This is a genomic window from Ensifer adhaerens, from assembly GCF_020035535.1.
In the GTDB taxonomy this organism is placed as follows: domain Bacteria; phylum Pseudomonadota; class Alphaproteobacteria; order Rhizobiales; family Rhizobiaceae; genus Ensifer.
The window spans coordinates 428,144-447,933 of sequence record NZ_CP083349.1; the positions used below are offsets into that span (position 1 = coordinate 428,144).

A 19,790-nucleotide genomic window follows, 5' to 3' on the forward strand; every position below is an offset into this window, starting at 1 on the left:
CACTTAGTTAAGTGGGGGAGCATGTCCGGACCTTTCGGGGGCTAATTCACATTGCTGCAGCTATCGGCGCCATTCCGGTGGCGTGGTGGCAGTGGGCGCGCAAGGTGGGGCATCCGACGTGATCTTCGGCGCATTGTTCGCGGCAATCTGGTCCCGCATCACTGGCTGGCTGGCTCCGGTCGGCATGGCGCTCGCGATCGTCGCGGGTGCCTTTTTCTATGGACGCTCCAGCGGCAAGGCCGATGCCAAGGCGGAGCAGGCTAAGGCAAACGCGAAAGCCATAAAACAGGCGAGGGCCGTTGAAGATGAGATCAATGAAATGGGCGGCGCTGACATTGACGCTCGCCTTTCTAAGTGGCTGCGTGACGGCCGGTAGCTACTGCGACGTTGCGCGCCCTGTGCGGCCGTCCGTCGAAGACAAGATGACGGAAGGCACCAAGCGCCAGATCCTGGCCGAGAATGAGAAGCTGGTGAAGCTTTGCGGGGTGAAGCCGTGACCGGCGCCGAGATCATGGCCGCCGTCTCGTTCTTCATCGGCTTGCTAGGCTTTGTCGCCGGCATCTGGTGGCGGATCGAGGGGAAGTACAACAAGGTCACGGATGACCTTTCAGCCCACAAACTTCACGTCGCCGAAACGTACATCACCAAGCAGGGCATGCGGGAAGCCACGGAAAGCATCATGGAGGCGATCAGCGGCGTGAAGACTGCCGTCGATCACATGACGCTGCGCGTTGACCGCATTGTCGAGAATCAGGCAAAATCCAGAACTACACGCACCTAATCAAGGCCCTCTCCTTAACTGGGGAGGGCCTTTTTTTGTTTGTGCCTCTGCTGCCCGCCCATCGTTTCGAGAGACCACATCTCAGAGGCCTGAACTTTTGAGCCGCCATAAGGGCCTCTGGTCCGCTATTTCCTTAATGTCGAACCGTTCCCCTGTTTTAAACCAACGGATCAACGCGTCCACCCCGTTGGCGCAGACGTTGATGGTCTGATCGTGTTTTCGGATCCAATCCTTTTCCGTTCCATCACGAGTTATCGCTTCTGAAGGCTTGGTGAAAAATACAAACTGCTGACTAATGGCCTGCGACGTATAGGAGAAGAACTCCTGGTCGGTGGCATCGACCCAAATTCGATAGAAACGAGCAGCTCGTCTGAATTCAGGCAGTTCTCTTGCTATACCAACCTCGAGCGTCGCAGCCTCAACTTGAACCCACTTTTTTTCTGACTCTAGCGCTCGGATCAGATCTGAATTCAGAGGACTGCTTAGAAGGCCTTCGGCGCATAGGTTCTCGAACGATACTACCAATTCGCCAAACGCTTTGTTGCGATCGGCCGCAGTAATCGTGAGCCGCGCTGCTTCCGCCTGCTGTCGCGCGTAGTAGGCACCATATGCGGTAGCAATCCCGGCAAGAACTGTGGCGACAACCATCAAGCTTTCCATAACGAAGCGATGGTGTTCAGCCGGCTGAAAAACGGCACGTTTCTTCCAAGGCCAGCGGAGGGTTTCCCGCCACTGCTTTAAAGTCATATTACTCATTTGTTTCCCCAGCAGATCGGCTCACACTGAATCACCCGGAGACAAAGTCAATAGATCCGCCGAGGCTGGCCGCGGATATGGCTTACTTCGACCTTTTGCCGCCCCGGGCGAGCTTGGAGATGAGGGCGGTGGCAGGCGATATGGCACTAGGTTGAGTGACGAACGCTAACGATGGCTGCGGTTCAGTAGGGGACGGTGCTTTGCGATCAGGGCCCGCTCAATGTCCAGATAGGGGCGGACGGGACCAGCAACTGTGTCAACTTCGTCCGGTAAGTGCACGTACGCTGTGAGGTGGCCAAACTGACCCAGCTTTTGCAACCAAGCCTCTGCTTCCCATGCCGGTGTGCTGCCCTTATCAAACTGGAGCCGCTTGTTGATATCCTTGGCATAAGCCGCCAGGCGACCGCCGATCGGCTGTTTGCTTGTGCCGATCCGAATGATATCGCCAAGCGGTGACAGCCATGCATAGTTGACCTCAGTCCAGCGAATGGCGGGGGAATCTAGCAGCTCGACGGTGATGGAGCGACTATCGGCGCCTAGAGTCATTGTCGCTATGCGTTCGGAAGCGGCGCCGAAAAAGGGGGCGGTCATTGTGGAGCTATCCGCCAGAATGCCAGCTCCGCAGGAACGAGCCAGGCTCCGCCAGGTGCACGGCCCTCGGAGGCACTTGCCCCAATCGCCATATCAACAGCAAGGTCGAGCGAAGAGAAGGCATTGAACACATCCATCAGGTTTGGAAGTTCATACTTTGAATCCTGCTGCATGTAGCGATACTCGTAGCTGGCATGTTTTTCATCAAAATGACTAACCACAAACGCCAATTCTGGGCAGACTAAGCTCCGGCCAACGCAAAGCTCCGATAGCGCCGAGAGGCTATGGCGAACTTCGGGGGATCTCAAGGTTTTTGCATCAGTACCTTTATGAATAAGATAGGATTTCAGGTATATTTCCGCAGCAAAGCCGAGCAGCATATGCAGGCTTAACAAAAACGTCGTGTCATCTGGAGCCTGAAAACGCAACGGAGACGTTACGATTACGTAAGATGACTGAACGTAACCCTTGGCAGTTCCATAGGCTTTAAATGCTGGGCTCAAGATTAACCTCTGAATATCATGTTGATCAAAGAACGTCGTCTTTCCAAACTGGCTTCCGTACCATCTTCACTTTGACCAGTTTGCGGACGCGGAGCTTCCCAATGTCGTGGCCCCAGGGCAACTCGAAAATTGCTCTGAGGTAGTCTTTGTTTCCGCATTTCTCGCAACGGAAGTTCGGCGCGATCTCGTCAATCGCAACATCGCCGCAGAGCTCCAACAGGTCCCGGCATCTATAGCGGTGTGCAATCCGGCAATACATGCAGTCGATCTTGACGATCTGTCCGGTTTCCTCGGCTTTGGCAAGCGTGTGCATGCGCCGCTGGCGGGTTAGTCCATTCTGCTCCGGCATGGCGTCACGCGGTGGGTTGAGCGCCTTCTTTATCAGCACAGGAAGGCCGCCAGCCGCGGGTGAAGCCGAGGCTCATCGAGATCTCAGCTAGAGCCAGTTGTTCGCGAAGCTGTCGGCAGTCATCGAGCAAGGTCCGGATCGTGGCGACCGCATCGCCATCATGCCAGGCGAGGGCGGCCGCGAGTTCATCGAGTTCGGTGGTCTCTGACTGTTGCTGGGCGGCGGGCATGGCTTCTCCTTCTCCGCTTCGCGGAGTTGATACGTGTTCTGTCAGGATGGCGGCCGCAACGCCGTGAATGTTCTTATTATGTTCTGGTTTGGCGGGGTGTCAACATCCAGAACCGTGGGTGGCCGATGTTTCCCTGAAGCGTTCCTGTATACATGGTGAATTGGGATGGCCACCTAACGAGGCTATCGTTAATCTACCCGAGGTAGAAAAGTTTGGGTGGGGAAAACGTGCGCTTATCGTTAGCTAAAAAGTACCTGTCGATCGGCAAATTCCCGCAAGTCAATCTTCCGGATTTTACGTTGATCACGGGCCTCAACGGAAGTGGGAAAACCCACCTTTTGAGGGCGCTTGAGTCGGGGCACGTAGAGATTGAGGATGAAGGCAGTCCATATCAGCCTGGCGAGGTCCGGTTCTTCGATTGGGCATCGATTGTACCGCAATCAGCATCCACCAATCCGACGGACAACATTGATCTGATTGTCAGCGATTATCGAGCAGCAATCAACAATATACAGAATTTGGCGATAAGGCAGCCGTTCGGTGAAGCGGTCGAACGGTTTCCCAAGCTCAGAGATCGGTACGGTCAAAGTGCGGCAGACTACTTCCTTGCCGGACATGATGAGTTGGCCGAGTTGTTGGGGAATGAGGAGAATGCCCTTGAGGCTAGAAGCCTCATCGACGCCGATGCGGAGCCGGTTCACTGGCAGCAGTTGGACTACCTACCGCAAGAAATACGCCGTGGAATTCACTCTATTGCTGAGCGGTGCGGCAAGCCGTTTTTCGCCCTATCTGACGATGAGTTGCGAACGCTCGTAGTTACCGGGCTTCCCAGCCAGAGCGCCTTTCAGCAGTCCTTCTCCCGTCTCTTTACTCTGTACCGGGATCGCAAGTTCGAAAACAAGATGGGACAACTATACACGAAGGAAGGGTTAGACAAAGATCACCTTACAGACGAGCAATTCGAAGAATTGCATGGAATGCCTCCATGGATATTTGTAAATCATGCCCTGGAGGTGGCGAAACTTCCATTCAGAATTAAAGAACCAGACCATCTGAGCAATAAACCGTACGTTCCGCTTCTTGTCAGAACAGACACGGGAGTAGAGCAGCAGATCGAGACATTGAGCTCTGGCGAAAAAGTAATACTGTCATTTGCATTTTGTATTTATTTCTCGAGTGACAATCGACAGATAACTAATTATCCGAAAGTAATTTTGCTGGATGAAGTTGATGCAACATTGCACCCTTCAATGGCGAAATTATTATTGGACATAATCCAGAAAACGTTGGTCGAATCTTGTGGTGTGAAGGTTATAGCAACAACACATTCTCCTTCGACTGTGGCACTTTCTCCTGAAAGCTCGATATTTGTAATGCAGGGCAACGGCGGAGGGCTCGTCAAGCGAACAAAATCGGAAGCGCTAAATGCACTGACAGATGGCGTCCCCACGCTGGCGCTTTCGTTTGAGGGGCGGAGGCAAGTCTTTGTTGAAAGCGACATCGACGCTGAGATCTATAGTGCTCTGTATGACATTATGAACATGCGCAGTTATGGGCGTTCACTTGAGTTCGTCGGGGTAGGCAAGGACAAAGACGGCGGCTGCGATCGGGTAAAATCCTTGGTCAGCAGTTTAGTTTCAAACGGAAACAAGTCCGTTTTCGGGCTGTTGGACTGGGATGGTCAACGAGTTGCAGATGAGCGCATCCACGTGATGGCTGAAGCTAAGTGGCATTCACTCGAGAACTTGGTGTTTGATCCCTTGATCGTAGCGGCCGCTGTCTGCAGAGAATTCCCGGATCAATATCAATCAATAGGGTTAGCCACGCGGACGAACTGGCGGCAGTTTGCGACGTCTCCTCCCGATGTCCTTCAGACATGTGTTCGCGCGGTTACCTCGGCTGTGTTTGGCGATCTGCCAAGTGCTGCTATTGGTTGCTCGTATGCGGGAGGGTTCGTCCTAAGCGTCGATGAGAGGGCGAGATCAACGCGGGGCCACGATTGGCAAGGATTGGTGCTGGGTAGATATCCGATGCTGCTGCGCATCGCCAATTCGAACCAGGACCTAAAGGGCGCAGCTCTTCTCAGGCGCATAGTGATGGCGGTCGTAAGCGACTGCCCTGAGTTCCTTCCGGCCGAACTCGGATCTTCATTTGAGAAGCTTCTGTTGGCGCCCGCCCACTGAGGTGCCCAAAGCAGGATTGCGGGGCACGTGCCCCGCAATCCTCTCACTTAACCTTCCAGCCTTTGAGACCCTTGAACGCGCCCTTAAGCATTTTATCCACTTCAGCCTTCGCGTGCTTCATAGCGCGCTTCTTGATGTCGCCATAAGGTCCGAAGTCTGCACCGCATGATTTGCATTTGGCATGGTCGTCGTCGGTGTAGTCATCTGGCAATTCGATCTTTGTGGGACCGCATTTCGAGCAGGTGAAGGTGACGTCTATAGTGTCTTCTGCCATGTGCCATCTCCTGATTCGGTACAGGTATGTTCACATAATGTTCTTTGGTTGTCGATGATGACAACCGCAACCGCTTGTGGATCAGGTGCGATTTTTGGCTCGCCCCGCAATCCGCTCGTCAATCCATGCCAGCACCTCTGAGCGCACGAATGCCACGCGGCGTTCGCCGAGTTCGACCGCATCTGGAAATCGGCCGGCCACGCGGAGGCGGTTGACCATCGTGCGCGAGAGACTGGTCAGCGCGCAGATCTCTTTCATCGGAATCAGGATGGGGGTTGGTTTCCGGGTCATCTTCACGCCGCCATCCAAACTTCGTTCAAGATCCGCGCTGCCAATGCTGCCTTATCCTCCGGCAGGAAACGACCGTAGTGGCTGCGGATCATTTCGGGCGTGTCTTGGATGGCGTAACTCGCTTGCTCGTAGGAGCCGGTCTTCTTCAAGATGTGTGTTGCCAGGACGTCGCGCACGTTATGTGGCCCATGGGGCAGGAGACCCTTGATTGCTCCACGGCCTGTGTATGGGTTGTAGATGCCGTAGCGCTGAATGGTGAGACGCCAGACTTCGTAAAAGGACGAGCTATCGTATGTCGCGTCTTTGGTGTTCGACTTCGTCGTCTTGACGAAGAAAGTGCCCGGATCATCGACCTCGCTCAGGAGCGCTCCTCGGTGCCGGCTCACGTAGGCATCGATGTAGTGGTAGAGATCCAAGAGGTCTGGCAGGACCAGGCGGAATGGCTTCTGACCGAAAAACGATGAGCTTGCGTTTTTGAATGCGTTGGCAGGAATCAATACTTCCCAGCCGTTCTCTCGATCGCTCCACCGTAGCTCACCGCATTTCAGATCCTCGAGACGGCGCTCCGATGTGGGGAGCCGACCGCGGGGACATACAAGCAACTGTCGCAGATTTTTCTGACGAAGCCCGAGATGCAGGCCTAGCCGCAGCAAGAGGAACGACCGTACTGCTTCTGCCGCGGCTCGCGGGTGCCGTTTCTCATCGGGCATCCGAGCGAGGATCTCGTCGGTGATTTTTCGGTACTCCGAGAGCGGGCTATCGGTCTCAAGCACGCACATGATTGGCTCGAACGGATCCCGGTGGACCCGCGCGACTCGTTGGATTTCCTTCAATCGATTGGTGAGGTGGCGATAGAAATTGTCGCAGTAGCCATGCCAGTCGCTGGACGCAGCCGTGATTTCGGATTCTGAGACAAGCCCTGGGATCGGCCGGACGCGCGTGAGCAACTCCGGGTGCTGACGAAGCCAGCCTGTTTCCTTGCGCGTTAGGGCAAGCGCGACGGACAGCATGTTCACTTCCCACGTGGTGTAAAAGCCCCGGCGATGCTCGCGCCAGCGCAGGTACCAATCCCAGACGCCAGGAAAGGCGAGCAGGCCGAATGTCAGGCGCTCAAAGGGAATTCCGTAGCCCCGCACACCTTCGTTCGGCGATGCAGACAGCGCGCCGAACATCAAGCCGAGGTGTTCGATCTTCTGAGCGGCAGTTTCCTCGCCCCAAACGCCGTTTCGCTGAAAGCCGAGATCTGTGAGCGTGGTCGTCTTGAATCGGATAAGACCTTCCATCTCAGCGGCCAGGCTCGCGGGTGCATCAAGGCCGCCGGACAAAAGGTCAGGGTCGACGGTGTTCGGATCCTCGTCTTCGATGTCCCAAACCGGTGAAACTGAACGGCCGGTCAGGGCAGGGAACCGAATTGCATAGCGCTGCTTAATCGCCGCCGCTTGGAATCGGCGGTATTCGGTCGTGCCGCTGATAATGACCCGCCGCACCCATTCGATAATCTCCTCTCGTTTTTTGAATGGAAGGGAGTTGAAGTCGTCGGGTAGATGCCAGGCGAGCCGCCGGCGTTCGGCCTCCCCAATCCCAGCCCCCACATTGTGGCCCTTAGTCGCGCGCATCGCGTTCGGCAGCTTGCTTTTGAAGTAGCCGGCTGGAAGTCGATAGCGGCTTTCGATCCGTCCAAGAATCTCGAGGCTTTGGACGCTCCTCGGCGGTTTTTCTCCATTGAACCAAACAACAATCGTCTTGCGATTGAATGCCTCTCCGGGGCGAGTGATGGCTTTGTGCAGGTGCCAGCAGGTGTCGCCGTGGCGCCGCATATGAAGCTGAAGTGCCTCGGTGAAAGTTGCGGGGTCGTCCCAGTCATCGAAAAGAGGTTCGGGGAACTCGACGATGGGTCTCGGCTTCTGACCGCGTTTTCGCCTGGCCTCTGGGGATTCGGTCAGAGCCGCGGCATGCAATTGCGCGGCGGTGCGTGTGATCTTGTTTGTCGGCATCATTGTGTGGCGCGCTGACCAAGATGGAGCGCACGTTTTCCTTCGCTACGAATTGAGCGGCGGAACATACATAAACGGCGACCAGGTGCAACGGGAATTATCTGCTAAATAGTTGTAAACATTTATGTTTTACAAATTTGTCAAGGCATCGCTGATTAGCGATTAGTCGCGCTGCTTCTTTGACGCCTTCAATTGCCTGCGCGCATCACGAGCGCGATCCTCGATGAGCTTTAATTCAATATCCGTTGCCCAGTCGCTATCGAGCGCCCATGTCACCGCGACGTTTGTATGGATCGCATCCGTCTCTTCGCTGCACATCAATGCCCAGCCGCGGTCGCGCTCCTTTGCAGGCAGGAAGTGGCGGCTCACAATTCGGAAATGTCGAGAATCTCTGAAGAAGCTGAAGACGTCCCCAATGTTGGGACAAAAGCCGCCAAAGTAATCGGTGTCAGCATCGAGCAGTAGCTGGAGCTCGCCGTCTGGCTGGATTACGTAGATGCGTACCGCGACGGCATTCATTGTTGACGGTCACGGAGCTTGATCACGCCTTCGCCGCGTTCATCTTCAACAAAGATGACGCCGGCAGCGGACAGGGCGGCTTTCATGTCCTCAACCGTACGCGGCTTAAGTTCTTCGCCAGCCTCAAAGCGTGAGACGGTCCCTGGGGCCACCTTGGCCAGCGCAGCTAGATCCCTAACGCCCAGGTTAAGTGCGACGCGGGCCATCCTGCATTGTACTGGATTCATTTTTGATACACTGCTTCAATTTCGTGTTGACGTACCGAAAATGTTTCGATATTAGTACGTTGTATCGAAATCGAAGCCAAAAATCAACGAGGAGCCCAACACATGACCGCCAAAGCGAGATTAAGAGTAGTGCCTCCCATCGCAGTCGAACCCGATGAAGGCAGAAGATTAAGACGCCAGGCCGGTGAGGCCGGCTTAAGAGAGCAGGTGCAGGGCGCTGATAACGGCCGCCCGCACCACCCTTGGCGAAGCGAAATTTACGACATCCAAATGATGACGAAGATTGCCGTGACGCTCGTCGACGAGGTCTTCCGGAACATTGTAGCGATGGAAGATCTCCATGAGATCGCGCTCCGTGAACAGCTTGGGTTTGACGAACTCTGCTTTCAGGTGCACGCACTGCGGAACGCCTCGGAAGCTTTGCAGCCCAATTAACTTCTGCCCGCTGCTCGGGCATATCGCCCCAGGCGCCTTCGTGGCTGCCAACGCCTTTTATTCCCACCCCCGCGGGGTACGGTCCAGAACGGGCCGGGGACCGTAGCGCGCTCGTTGCTTGGACACGGCGAAGAGCGGACGGCCCTTTACAAGACACCAATGGCCGGCGCGATCACCACCTGCGCCCACACAAGCAGCGCGCCGGCCGGTAATTAATTCCATGTTGCAAATCATGTCGCAGGGATTCAACCGAACCCCAATGACATGCGTTGAAATCATTGGAAATCTCTTGCAACACGTTGCAACATGATTTCCGCAGAAGCCTTACGGCTAGTTCTTTGATTTTGCTGAAGAAATGGTTGGCTGGGGAACCTGGATTCGAACCAGGACTAACGGAGTCAGAGTCCGCTGGTCTACCGTTAACCTATTCCCCAAGGTCGCTGTCGGGCGCTGCCCGTTGCGTCGGTGTGGCGGGCTTATAAACAAAAGCGCGGCCAATGCAAATACCTTTTGGCAAAAAAATGCGATCTCGATGTGGCGGCCGGATTTTTGCACCGGTTTGCCGGCGCAGATGGTGTGTTTGGTGCCAGGTATCAGCCGCTGAGCGGTCGCGTTGACGTGCAATTGCCGGGGGCGCTGATCGTGATCGATGTCGTTGAGTCGGTCTCATCCGGCCTTAACCCTTGGCAGCACAGTCAAAAACAGTTTGGCGAATGGGGCTTGCGCTGGTACAGTCCCGCCAACGAAAAATCGAGAGAGCGCCTTGAGCGGCCTAACGGCTTGCGCGGCGCCATGGTTGAGACAAGTGAAAGACCCCGATCACGGCGAAAAGCCGTCTGAATCCGGGGCGTCGGCAGCAGGCCGCAGTGATGGATCGAAGCTCGGTCCGCGCAACGGCAAGGGCAAGCGGAAACGACGCAAGTCGTCTGCTTCGCCGTCTGCAATTGCCAGCCAGTCCGGCGCTGCCGGTACGGCAGGGCGTCCCGCAGGAGACAACGAGGCGGAACCGGCGCGCAAGCGCAAGCGGCGTCGTCGTTCGAAATCAGCAAAACAACAGGCCGCAGTTGCGTCCGCTCGGCAGGACGACCGCGAGCAGTTCGTTGAGCCCTCGCTCGGCGAGCGCAAGGGCCACAAGCGCAGCAAGAAGGCACGGCATCGCCGTGGGCTTCAGGGCCGGCCGCTGACGAGCGGCGAGCGCCAGCCGACGCAGCAAAGGGCTGGCGATGGCAATGGTAGCACGCGATCGGGATCTTCCGCCTCCAATGCACAGGCGGGTGCGCAGCATCGGCCAGGCCAGCGCGCCGAGCAGCCGCGTGCGCCCTATGTTGCAGCCGGCGAGCCGCCGGCGCCGCTCTATGCGGCGCTCGACCTCGGCACCAACAATTGCCGACTGCTGATTGCGCAGCCGACGCGGCCCGGCCAGTTCCGGGTGGTCGACGCCTTTTCGCGCATCGTTCGCCTGGGCGAAGGGCTGGGCGCCAGCGGCCGGTTGTCGGACGAGGCGATGGAGCGCGCGGTCGAAGCGTTGAAGATCTGCGCGTCGAAGCTCGGCGCCCGTACGATCCGCCGCAGTCGCCTGATCGCGACTGAAGCCGCGCGCGCTGCTGAAAACGGGGAAACCTTCCTTGAGCGGGTGGCGCGGGAAACCGGCCTTGATCTCGAGATCATCAACCGCGAGACGGAGGCACGGCTTGCCGTTTCCGGCTGCTCGTCGCTGGTAGACCGCGAGACGCGCTCGGTCGTTCTGTTCGATATCGGTGGCGGCTCGTCCGAGATCGCTGTGATCCGGATTGGCGATTCCCGGTCGAACCGGCTTGCCAATCACATCACCCACTGGACCTCGCTGCCGGTCGGCGTCGTCACGCTTTCGGAGCGCCATGGCGGCCAGCATGTGACGCCGGCAAGCTTCGAGGCGATGGTGCAGGAAGTGGAGGGCATGCTCGCCCGCTTCGACAGCCCACCGGTCGAGGCGCTGGCAAATGGCGCGTCCGGCAGCGGCTTCCACCTGATCGGCACCTCCGGCACGGTGACGACGCTCGCCGGCGTGCATCTCGACCTGCCGCGCTATGATCGCCGCCGTGTCGATGGGCTGTGGCTCACCGACGACGAGGTTTCTGCCATGCAGGCGCGCCTGCTCTCCTGGGATTTCAATGCGCGCGCCGCCAATCCCTGCATCGGCCCGGATCGCGCCGACCTGGTGCTGGCGGGCTGCGCGATCCTCGAGGCAATCCGCCGCCGCTGGCCGTCGACGCGCATGCGCGTTGCCGATCGCGGCCTGCGCGAGGGCCTGCTCACCGATATGATGGCGGACGACGGCGCCTGGCGCCGGTCGCGGCCGCGCCGCCACCAGCGCGGTTCCAATGCCTCCGGCAGCCACGAAGGAAACAAGCCATGACGAAACCCCCTGTTGGCGGCAACCGCAGCGGCCGCAAGCTTGGCCAGAAGGTCAAGAAGGGCAAGCTCAAGGCATCCTCCCGCCGCTGGCTGGAGCGCCATATCAACGATCCCTACGTGCAGCGCGCCCAGCTCGAGGGTTATCGCGCCCGCGCAGCGTTCAAGCTGCTGGAGATCGACGAAAAGCACAAAATTCTGAGCGGCGCCCGGCGCATCATCGACCTCGGTGCCGCGCCTGGCAGCTGGTCGCAGATCGCCGCCAAGGTCACCAATTCGACCGATCCCGATCCGCGCGTTGCGGCGATCGATTTCCTCGAAATGGATCCAATCCCGGGCGTACGTTTTCTGCAGATGGACTTCCTCGACCCTGAAGCACCGGAGAAGCTGAAGGAAGCGATCGGCGGTACGCCGGATCTCGTGATCTCGGATATGGCGGCGCCGACGACAGGCCACCGCCAGACCGACCACCTGCGCACCATGCACCTCTGTGAGGTCGCCGCCTATTTCGCCGTCGACGTGCTGGCCGAGGGCGGGCATTTCCTCGCGAAGACCTTCCAGGGCGGCACGGAGCGCGAGCTGCTCAATATGCTCAAGCAGAATTTCCGCCAGGTCATTCACGTGAAGCCGGCCTCGTCGCGTGCCGAATCGGTCGAAATGTTCCTGCTCGCCAAGGGCTTCAAGGGACGTCAGAAGGCCGGCAGCGAGACTGAGACCGAAGACGAGGCGGCCGAATAACATGCTGCTCTACGTGACCGTCGGCACCAACGATCTCGAACGTGCCGGCGCGTTCTATGATGCGGTGCTGCCTGCGCTCGGCTTCCACCGCCAGCGGCAGGACGAGACAGAGATCGGCTATGGCGTTGCTGGCGACCGCATCCGCTTCTGGGTGGTAACGCCTTTCAACCGCGAACCCGCCACCTCCGGAAATGGCGTGAGTATCGCTTTCACGGCCGAGACGCGCGCGGCCGTCGATGCCTTTCACGCGGCAGCCCTTGCCAAGGGCGGCACGGACGAGGGCGCGCCGGGACTGCGTCCCTTCCACGCGAACTTCTATGGCACCTGGGTGCGCGATCTCGACGGCAACAAGATCGCTGCCGTCTGCGAGCGCCCGGAGTAAATTCGCGCCGGTCTCGCGGCCCGAGGCAGCCACGCCTTTCCCTGAATTTCCTTACTTCCCCGCGGCCGTTTCGATTTCGCGCGCCGGCAGCCGGTGCCCCGAGACCGAAGCGCCGGCGTTCTTCGCCATGGTGAGGAACGGGATCGCCGCGATCAGGTTGGCGGCGGCGATAATCATGAAGGCGGTGTGGAAATCGTCGAGCTGCAGCGGACCGCCGCTGAGCTTGGTCTCGATTTCGAGGATCGCACCGGCAACGGCAACACCGAGCGCCAGGCTGATCTGCTGCAGCACAGCGCTCATCGACGTCGCCTTGCTGGCGTCCGCATCGTCGATATCGGCGAAGGAAAGCGCATTGACGCTGGTGAAGAAGAACGAGCGGGCGAAGCCTGCAATCAGCAGGATGGTGATCAGGACGAGATAGGGCGTCTCCGGCGTGAAGAAACCGTTGGCGAAGGTGGTGATCGCGGCGAGGATTGCGGCGAGGATCAGTGTCGTGCGGAAGCCGGCAAAGGCGAGCACGCGACGCGCATAAAACTTGGTGGTGATGGCCCCGACCGCGCCGATGAAGGTGATGAGTCCGGACTGGAACGGATTGAGCCCGAAGCCGACCTGCAGCATCAGGGGCATCAGGAAGGGCACGGCGCCGACCGAGATGCGAAAGATCGTGCCGCCGATCGAGGCAGCGCGAAACGCGCTGTCCTTGAAAAGATGGAGATCGAGAACCGGTGCCGGGTGACGGCGGGCATGGCGGATATAGAGCAGGGCCGCGACCACGCCGATCGCCACCGAGGCGATGCCGACGGCAGGCGGCAGGGCCGGCAGGCTGATCACCGACAGGCCGAAGACAATGCCGGATGCAGCAACGCCGCCAAGCACGAAACCGAGAGCATCGACCGGCGGCGGATCGCGCGTTTCCATTTCCGGCAGATAGATGCCGGAGAGGATGTAGCCGGCGATGCCGACAGGCACGTTGATCAGGAAAATCCAGTGCCAGGAGAAATAGGTGGTGATGAAGCCGCCGAGCGGCGGTCCGGCGAGCGGCCCGACAAGCGCCGGGATGGTGAGAAGCGCCATCGCCGAGACGAGTTCGCTGCGCGGCGTGCCGCGCACCAGCACCAGGCGGGCGACCGGCGTCATCATCGCCCCGCCCATGCCCTGCAGGAAGCGCGAGAAGACGAAGGCGACAAGGCTGTTGGAGATGGCGCAGAAGATGGAGCCGGCGATGAAGACGAGGATCGCGGCGCGAAAGATCTTCTTGGCGCCGAAGCGGTCCGCCATCCAGCCGCTCAAGGGAATGAAGATCGCCAGTGCCACCATATAGGCCGTCAGCGCCAGCTTGAGGGTAATCGGGCCGACGCCGATGTCGCGCGCGATGGCCGGCAGCGACGTGGCGATTACGGTCGAATCCATCTGCTCCATGAAGAGAGCGACGGCGAGGATCATCGGGACGATACGGTTCATGAAACGGCGCTTCGGAGTCGGTCTGCGATAAGCAGAAGCTAATAATGCCGGTGATGGCTTTTGTCGGGGCGAAACCGGTGATTGCGGATCAAAAGCCTGTGATCCCGGCTGGCCTTTGCTGTCAAGACGCTACTTCTGGCCCAGTTGTCCATGGGGCAACGGGATTCAACAGGGAACAAGGTGGGAATGGATGATGAGCGAGATGTCGATGAAGCGCAGGACCTTGATGGGGGCGGGAGCATTTGGCGTGCTGGCGGCGCCAACATTGATGGCGGGCGTTGCGGTGGCTGAGGAAAAGGCGGAAAAGACCGACATGAACGCAAGCCATCCCCCGATCCGATCTCTCAAAGTTGGCGCTTTCAAGGTCGTTGTCGTCAATGACGGCACCCGCGTCACCGAGAAACCGCACGAGATCTACGGCACCGACCAGCCGCAGCAGGCGGTGGCGGAGCTGTTGCAACAGAACTTTCTGCCGACGGAGGCGCTGGTCAACAGTTTCTCGCCGGTGCTCGTGGATACCGGAACGGATGTCGTGCTCTTCGATACCGGCATGGGCGAGGGCGGCCGGCAAGCCGGCATGGGTCGCCTCGTCGAAGGCATGCGCGCCGCCGGTTATGCGCCGGAGCAGGTCTCGGTGGTCGTGGTGACCCATATGCATGGCGATCACATCGGCCGCCTCCTGGAGGCCGGAAAGCCGTCTTTCGCCAATGCCCGCTACGTGATGGGCGAAGCCGAATACGCCTTCTGGAAGGATCCGGCGCGGGCCGGCACACCGGCGGAAAACGGCCACAAGGCCGTGCTCGAAAAGGTGGTGCCGCTGGCGGAAAAGACGACCTTCATCGGCGATGGCGCCGAGGTCGTCTCCGGTATCTCGGCGGTTGCCGCCTTCGGTCATTCGCCGGGTCACATGGTGTTCCGCCTCGATTCCGGCGGCAAGGGCATGATGCTGACGGCCGATACCGCCAACCACTACGTGTTGTCGCTGCAGCGCCCCGATTGGGAAGTGCGCTTCGACATGGACAAGGCGAAGGCGGCCGAGACGCGCCGCAGGGTCTTCGACATGATCGCCAGCGAGCGGCTGCCCTTCATCGGCTACCACATGCCGTTCCCCGCCGTCGGTTTCGTCGAGAAACAGGGCGAAGGCTATCGGTTCGTGCCCGTCAGCTATCAACTCGATATCTGATCGGCAACCAGCCGGTTCAGGGGGCGTATTGCGCGAGAATGCTGCTCTGCAACAATTATCGGCCGAAGGCGGGACATTTCCCGGCTTTGGCTATTTTCATCCTGACATATCCGTGTTACGAGCCCTCGCCAACTTCCAAGACACGCTTTGAAGTCGCCCGGTGGACAAATCGCAGCCCGTCCCCGGGGATTTTCGCTATTTGAAGGGAATTGGCCATGGCGCGCATCATCGAAACGGCAACTGGTCTGGAGGCTTTGACCTTCGACGACGTTCTGCTCCTGCCCGGACATTCCGAAGTCATGCCGGGTCAGACCAACATCGCGACCACCATTGCGCAGGACATCGATCTCAACTTGCCGATCCTGTCTTCGGCCATGGACACGGTGACCGAAGGGCGTCTCGCGATCGCCATGGCTCAGGCTGGCGGCATCGGCGTCATCCACCGTAACCTGACGCCGGCCGAACAGGCCGAAGAGGTCCGTCAGGTCAAGAAGTTCGAAAGCGGCATGGTCGTCAATCCGGTGACGATCGGCCCCGAAGCCAAGCTCGCCGACGCGCTGGGCCTGATGAAGCAGCACGGCATCTCCGGTATCCCGGTCGTCGAAAACGGCGGCAGCGGCGGCCAGAAGCAGGGCCGTCTCGTCGGCATCCTCACCAACCGCGACGTTCGCTTCGCCTCGGATCCGAACCAGAAGATCCACGAGCTGATGACCCGCGAGAACCTGGTCACGGTCAAGGAAAGCGTCGACCAGCAGGAAGCCAAGCGCCTGCTGCACAAGCACCGCATCGAGAAGCTCCTGGTCGTCGATGCCGACGGCCGTTGCGTCGGTCTCATCACCGTCAAGGACATCGAGAAGGCGCAGCTCAACCCGAACGCCTCGAAGGATGCGCAAGGCCGCCTTCGCGCCGCCGCCGCCATCTCGGTCGGCGATGACGGCTTTGAGCGTGCCGAGCGTCTGATCGATGCCGGCGTAGACCTGATCGTCGTCGATACCGCCCACGGCCATTCGCAGCGCGTGCTCGATGCCGTTGGTCGCGTCAAGAAACTCTCGAACTCGGTCCGCATCATGGCCGGCAACGTCGCCACCGGCGCCGGTACCAAGGCGCTGATCGATGCCGGTGCGGATGCGGTCAAGGTCGGCATCGGCCCGGGCTCGATCTGCACCACGCGCATTGTCGCCGGCGTCGGCGTGCCGCAGCTCGCCGCGATCATGGGCGCCGTCGAAGCTGCTCAGGCGGCCGGCATTCCCGTCATCGCCGACGGCGGCATCAAGTTCTCCGGCGACCTTGCCAAGGCGATCGCTGCCGGCGCTTCCGCCGTCATGATCGGCTCGCTGCTCGCCGGTACCGATGAAAGCCCGGGCGAAGTGTTCCTCTACCAGGGCCGCTCGTTCAAGGCCTATCGCGGCATGGGTTCCGTCGGCGCCATGGCCCGCGGCTCGGCTGACCGCTACTTCCAGGCGGAAGTGCGCGACACGCTGAAGCTGGTTCCCGAGGGCATCGAAGGCCAGGTTCCCTACAAGGGCCCGGTTGCAGGCGTGCTGCACCAGCTCGCCGGTGGCCTCAAGGCCTCCATGGGCTATGTCGGCGGCCCGACGATCAAGGAATACCAGGAGCGCGCCCAGTTCGTACGCATCTCCGGCGCCGGCCTTCGCGAAAGCCACGCCCATGACGTGACGATCACCCGCGAAAGCCCGAACTATCCCGGCGCGCACTGATCGTGATTGCATTCCAAAGGCGCCGCGTCATCGCGCGGCGCCCTTCGCTTTTCAAAGCAGGTGATTTTCAGCAAGTCTTAGAGAGTTGCAGCGACCCCGAAGCGTCATATAGGACGCGGCGCTGCAAGCATGTTTCAGGGAGTAGGCGTATGACGGGTTTTGAGATTTTCTGGCCGATCGTGGCCCATGTCTTCCTCGTCTTTTGCCTCTACGCACTGCTCTCCTTCCGCCGTGTGAGCCTCGTGCGCGCCGGCAAGGTGCATGCCGCCCAATTTCGCGAGAACCGCGATGAGCCGGGTGAAAGCCTGGTGGTGAAAAACAGCATCGCCAACCAGTTCGAGCTGCCGGTCCTGTTCTACGTCTGCTGCGTACTGCTCTACATCACCGAGGCCGACAACATCGTCTCGCTGGCTCTTGCCTGGCTCTTCGTCGTGCTGCGGTATGTGCACGCCTTCGTGCACGTCACCAGCAACCGCATCCGTTATCGCCGCCCGCTGTTCATGGGGGGCGTCGCGACGCTGTTTGCCATGTGGGTGTGGCTTGCCGTCTGGATGGCGATGAGCTGACCGCTGTCGGAGCGACCTTCCGCAGTTCATCCGAGAGCATAGCGCCCTGGTGCGTCGCTGACGTGGCTCAGATCTGAGACAGTTTGCGTCTCTGTTTTCACGCCTTGATGTGTATCAAGTACGCGCTGCGGCTTCCGCGTGTAGTCTGCTTGCCGTTGGCGTGACATCGCCGACCTAGGACGACAACGCATCGGAGGACGAGATGACCGCAACGATGAAAGCCGCCGTGGTTCGCGAGTTCGGCAAGCCGCTGGTAATCGAGCATGTGCCGATACCGGAGCCGGGCCCCGGCCAGGTGCTGATCAAATACGAGGCGACCGGCGTCTGCCACACGGACTTGCATGCCGCCAACGGCGATTGGCCGGTGAAGCCGAAGCCGCCCTTTATTCCCGGACACGAAGGCGTCGGCTATGTCGCCAAACTCGGCAGCGGTGTGACGCGGCTGAAGGAAGGCGACCGCGTCGGCGTGCCTTGGCTGCACACGGCCTGCGGCGGCTGCACGCCGTGCCGCACCGGCTGGGAAACACTTTGTGGAAGCCAGCAGAACACGGGCTATTCGGTCAACGGCACCTTTGCCCAATACGGCCTTGCCGACCCGGATTTCGTCGGGCGCCTGCCGGCAAAGCTTGAGTTCGGAGCGGCCGCACCGATCCTTTGCGCCGGCGTTACCGTCTACAAGGGCCTGAAGGAAACAGAGGTACGTCCCGGAGAATGGGCGCTGATCTCTGGCATCGGCGGCCTTGGCCACATGGCGGTGCAATATGCCAAGGCCATGGGCATGCATGTCGCCGCTGTCGATATCTTCCCGGACAAGCTGGAGCTTGCGCGAAAGCTCGGCGCCGACGTCGTCGTCGACGCGCGTGACAGGGACGCGGTCGAACAGGTCCAGAAGGCGACTGGCGGTGTGCACGGCGCGCTGGTGACGGCAGTTGCGCCCAAGGCGATGGAGCAGGCCTTCAACATGCTGCGCTCCAAGGGCACGATGGCGCTGGTCGGCTTGCCGCCCGGCCAGATGTGCCTGCCGATCTTTGATACCGTGCTGAAGCGCATCACCATCCGTGGATCGATCGTTGGCACGCGCCAGGATCTTGAGGAGTCGCTGGAGTTCGCCGGTGAAGGCAAGGTTGCCTCGCACTTCACCTGGGACAAGATCGAGAACATCAACGCGATCTTCAAGCGCATGGAGGAAGGCAAGATCGACGGCCGCATCGTGCTCGATCTCAACGGCTGACCGTCGTTCACGGCCAGTAACATAAGTTTGTCTGTTCGAGACCGCCCGCCGACCTATTCTGTCGCGGGCGGTTCTGTCTGCCGCCGCGGGACAATGGAACCGAAGGAGGCTGACATGCAGGAAACTAAGATCACGCAGGCGATGATCGACGCCTACGACGAATACACGCATCTGACCCTCGATCGCCGTCGCTTCATGGAAAAGCTCACGGGCCTGGCGGGCTCCGCTGCCGCCGCCGCTGCGATCGCGCCGCTGCTTGCCGCCAACGGTGCCAAGGCCGAGATCATTGCTGCCACCGATTCCCGCGTGATGGGGGAGGAAATCTCCTTCCCCGGCGCGGGTGGCGACATGAAGGGCTATCTCGTTCGCCCGGCAGAGATCAGCGGCAAGCTGCCGGCCGTCATCGTCATCCACGAGAACCGCGGGCTCAATCCGCACATTCGCGACGTGGCGCGGCGGGTGGCGCTCGAAGGTTTCCTCGCGCTCGCACCGGATTTCTTGTCGCCTTCGGGCGGAACGCCGACGGACGAGGACAAGGCACGCGAGATGATCGGTGCGCTGGATGCGGCAGCAACGACGGCGAATGCTGCGGCAACGGTCACCTTCCTTGAAGGGCATCAGTCGAACGGCAAGGTCGGTGCCATCGGCTTCTGCTGGGGCGGGGGCCTTGTCAATCGGCTGGCCGTCGGTTCCCCGGATCTGAAGGCCGGCGTGGCCTATTATGGAGCGCAGCCGCCGGCGGCCGATGTGCCGAAAATCAAGGCCGCCCTGCTGTTGCATTATGCCGGGCTCGACGAACGCATCAATGCCGGCATCGACGCCTACCAGAAGGCCCTCAAGGACAATGGCAAGGACGCAACCATCTACGTCTATGACGGCGTCAACCACGCCTTCAACAACGATACCTCGGCCGCGCGCTACGACAAGCCCGCTGCTGATCTTGCCTGGAGCCGGACGGTCGAATTCCTGAAGGCCAAGCTCGCCTGAG

The 19,790-nt window shown here is 59.8% G+C and carries 24 protein-coding genes and 1 tRNA gene; 14 read left to right on the forward strand and 11 right to left on the reverse strand.

The annotated features are described in order from the left end of the window. The first annotated feature begins 118 nt into the window (after window positions 1–118). Genes LAC81_RS02045 through LAC81_RS02050 form a run of 3 tightly spaced genes read left to right on the forward strand, consistent with a single transcriptional unit; the run spans window position 119 to window position 781 of the window. Window positions 119–376, forward strand: coding sequence for a hypothetical protein (locus tag LAC81_RS02045; RefSeq protein WP_223726517.1), 258 nt, complete (start codon window positions 119–121; stop codon window positions 374–376). Next, window positions 363–497, forward strand: a complete 135-nt coding sequence (locus tag LAC81_RS38275; RefSeq protein WP_268906756.1) for a hypothetical protein — start codon at window positions 363–365, stop codon at window positions 495–497. The genes LAC81_RS02045 and LAC81_RS38275 overlap by 14 nt, the downstream gene beginning before the upstream one ends. Then, window positions 494–781 carry a hypothetical protein gene (locus LAC81_RS02050; RefSeq protein WP_223726518.1) on the forward strand — a complete coding sequence of 96 codons (288 nt, stop codon included), beginning with the start codon at window positions 494–496 and terminating at the stop codon, window positions 779–781. Before LAC81_RS38275 ends, LAC81_RS02050 begins: the two co-directional genes overlap by 4 nt. A gap of 81 nt (window positions 782–862) precedes the next feature. Here the strand turns inward: LAC81_RS02050 and LAC81_RS02055 are convergent, their stop codons facing one another. The 5 genes from LAC81_RS02055 to LAC81_RS02075 all read right to left on the reverse strand — a co-directional run bounded on the left by LAC81_RS02055 (window position 863) and on the right by LAC81_RS02075 (window position 3,209). Beyond that, entirely contained in the window at window positions 863–1,537 is a 675-nt protein-coding gene (locus LAC81_RS02055; protein WP_223726519.1) for a hypothetical protein, read from the reverse strand. Between the two features lie 165 nt (window positions 1,538–1,702). Beyond that, a complete protein-coding gene (locus tag LAC81_RS02060) occupies window positions 1,703–2,128 on the reverse strand; it encodes a hypothetical protein (protein ID WP_223726520.1) in 426 nt (141 codons plus the stop codon). Continuing rightward, window positions 2,125–2,631: a hypothetical protein gene (locus tag LAC81_RS02065; RefSeq protein WP_223726521.1), complete on the reverse strand. Its 507-nt coding sequence runs from the start codon at window positions 2,629–2,631 to the stop codon at window positions 2,125–2,127. The genes LAC81_RS02060 and LAC81_RS02065 overlap by 4 nt, the downstream gene beginning before the upstream one ends. 25 nt (window positions 2,632–2,656) lie before the next feature. Next, the gene (locus LAC81_RS02070; RefSeq protein WP_223726522.1) at window positions 2,657–3,019 is read right to left on the reverse strand and encodes a hypothetical protein; all 363 of its coding nucleotides are present in this window, start codon (window positions 3,017–3,019) and stop codon (window positions 2,657–2,659) included. Further along, window positions 2,985–3,209, reverse strand: a complete 225-nt coding sequence (locus LAC81_RS02075) for a hypothetical protein (protein WP_223726523.1) — start codon at window positions 3,207–3,209, stop codon at window positions 2,985–2,987. Before LAC81_RS02075 ends, LAC81_RS02070 begins: the two co-directional genes overlap by 35 nt. Window positions 3,210–3,421: 212 nt before the next feature. On the opposite strand from LAC81_RS02075, the gene LAC81_RS02080 reads away from it, so the two are divergent. Next, window positions 3,422–5,392 carry an ATP-binding protein gene (locus LAC81_RS02080; RefSeq protein ID WP_223726524.1) on the forward strand — a complete coding sequence of 657 codons (1,971 nt, stop codon included), beginning with the start codon at window positions 3,422–3,424 and terminating at the stop codon, window positions 5,390–5,392. Between the two features lie 43 nt (window positions 5,393–5,435). Here the strand turns inward: LAC81_RS02080 and LAC81_RS02085 are convergent, their stop codons facing one another. The 4 genes from LAC81_RS02085 to LAC81_RS02100 all read right to left on the reverse strand — a co-directional run bounded on the left by LAC81_RS02085 (window position 5,436) and on the right by LAC81_RS02100 (window position 8,470). Next, window positions 5,436–5,666, reverse strand: a complete 231-nt coding sequence (locus LAC81_RS02085) for an ECs_2282 family putative zinc-binding protein (protein WP_223726525.1) — start codon at window positions 5,664–5,666, stop codon at window positions 5,436–5,438. 81 nt (window positions 5,667–5,747) lie between these two features. Next, the gene (locus LAC81_RS02090; RefSeq protein ID WP_223727876.1) at window positions 5,748–5,957 is read right to left on the reverse strand and encodes a helix-turn-helix transcriptional regulator; all 210 of its coding nucleotides are present in this window, start codon (window positions 5,955–5,957) and stop codon (window positions 5,748–5,750) included. A gap of 2 nt (window positions 5,958–5,959) precedes the next feature. Further along, window positions 5,960–7,954: a hypothetical protein gene (locus LAC81_RS02095; RefSeq protein WP_223726526.1), complete on the reverse strand. Its 1,995-nt coding sequence runs from the start codon at window positions 7,952–7,954 to the stop codon at window positions 5,960–5,962. A 159-nt stretch (window positions 7,955–8,113) separates the two neighbouring features. After that, the gene (locus LAC81_RS02100) at window positions 8,114–8,470 is read right to left on the reverse strand and encodes a hypothetical protein (RefSeq protein ID WP_223726527.1); all 357 of its coding nucleotides are present in this window, start codon (window positions 8,468–8,470) and stop codon (window positions 8,114–8,116) included. A gap of 329 nt (window positions 8,471–8,799) precedes the next feature. On the opposite strand from LAC81_RS02100, the gene LAC81_RS02110 reads away from it, so the two are divergent. Further along, the gene (locus LAC81_RS02110; RefSeq protein ID WP_223726529.1) at window positions 8,800–9,132 is read left to right on the forward strand and encodes a hypothetical protein; all 333 of its coding nucleotides are present in this window, start codon (window positions 8,800–8,802) and stop codon (window positions 9,130–9,132) included. Window positions 9,133–9,492: 360 nt separating this feature from the next. Here the strand turns inward: LAC81_RS02110 and LAC81_RS02115 are convergent. Beyond that, window positions 9,493–9,566 (reverse strand) — tRNA-Gln (locus LAC81_RS02115). A 76-nt stretch (window positions 9,567–9,642) separates the two neighbouring features. Here LAC81_RS02115 and LAC81_RS02120 point away from each other — a divergent pair. The 4 genes from LAC81_RS02120 to LAC81_RS02135 are packed head-to-tail and all read left to right on the forward strand — an operon-like array spanning window position 9,643 to window position 12,643. Further along, window positions 9,643–9,972 (forward strand): hypothetical protein, encoded by a 330-nt coding sequence (locus LAC81_RS02120; RefSeq protein ID WP_223726530.1) that lies wholly within the window; start codon window positions 9,643–9,645, stop codon window positions 9,970–9,972. Beyond that, a complete protein-coding gene (locus LAC81_RS02125) occupies window positions 9,938–11,527 on the forward strand; it encodes a Ppx/GppA phosphatase family protein (protein WP_223726531.1) in 1,590 nt (529 codons plus the stop codon). The genes LAC81_RS02120 and LAC81_RS02125 overlap by 35 nt, the downstream gene beginning before the upstream one ends. Then, window positions 11,524–12,261, forward strand: a complete 738-nt coding sequence (locus tag LAC81_RS02130) for an RlmE family RNA methyltransferase (RefSeq protein ID WP_223726532.1) — start codon at window positions 11,524–11,526, stop codon at window positions 12,259–12,261. Before LAC81_RS02125 ends, LAC81_RS02130 begins: the two co-directional genes overlap by 4 nt. Before the next feature lies 1 nt (window position 12,262). Beyond that, window positions 12,263–12,643 (forward strand): VOC family protein, encoded by a 381-nt coding sequence (locus LAC81_RS02135; RefSeq protein ID WP_223726533.1) that lies wholly within the window; start codon window positions 12,263–12,265, stop codon window positions 12,641–12,643. 51 nt (window positions 12,644–12,694) lie between these two features. Here the strand turns inward: LAC81_RS02135 and LAC81_RS02140 are convergent, their stop codons facing one another. Further along, window positions 12,695–14,104 (reverse strand): DHA2 family efflux MFS transporter permease subunit, encoded by a 1,410-nt coding sequence (locus LAC81_RS02140; protein ID WP_223726534.1) that lies wholly within the window; start codon window positions 14,102–14,104, stop codon window positions 12,695–12,697. 193 nt (window positions 14,105–14,297) lie between these two features. Between LAC81_RS02140 and LAC81_RS02145 the strand changes: the two genes are divergently transcribed. From LAC81_RS02145 to LAC81_RS02165, 5 genes are all read left to right on the forward strand, one after another. Then, window positions 14,298–15,287 carry an MBL fold metallo-hydrolase gene (locus tag LAC81_RS02145; RefSeq protein WP_419195796.1) on the forward strand — a complete coding sequence of 330 codons (990 nt, stop codon included), beginning with the start codon at window positions 14,298–14,300 and terminating at the stop codon, window positions 15,285–15,287. Window positions 15,288–15,502: 215 nt separating this feature from the next. Next, window positions 15,503–17,005 (forward strand): IMP dehydrogenase, encoded by a 1,503-nt coding sequence (gene guaB, locus LAC81_RS02150; protein ID WP_223726536.1) that lies wholly within the window; start codon window positions 15,503–15,505, stop codon window positions 17,003–17,005. 149 nt (window positions 17,006–17,154) lie between these two features. Beyond that, window positions 17,155–17,571 carry an MAPEG family protein gene (locus tag LAC81_RS02155; protein ID WP_223726537.1) on the forward strand — a complete coding sequence of 139 codons (417 nt, stop codon included), beginning with the start codon at window positions 17,155–17,157 and terminating at the stop codon, window positions 17,569–17,571. Between the two features lie 202 nt (window positions 17,572–17,773). Continuing rightward, a complete protein-coding gene (adhP, locus tag LAC81_RS02160) occupies window positions 17,774–18,802 on the forward strand; it encodes an alcohol dehydrogenase AdhP (RefSeq protein ID WP_223726538.1) in 1,029 nt (342 codons plus the stop codon). Window positions 18,803–18,916: 114 nt separating this feature from the next. Then, window positions 18,917–19,789, forward strand: a complete 873-nt coding sequence (locus tag LAC81_RS02165; protein ID WP_223726539.1) for a dienelactone hydrolase family protein — start codon at window positions 18,917–18,919, stop codon at window positions 19,787–19,789. Window position 19,790 lies beyond the last annotated feature (1 nt).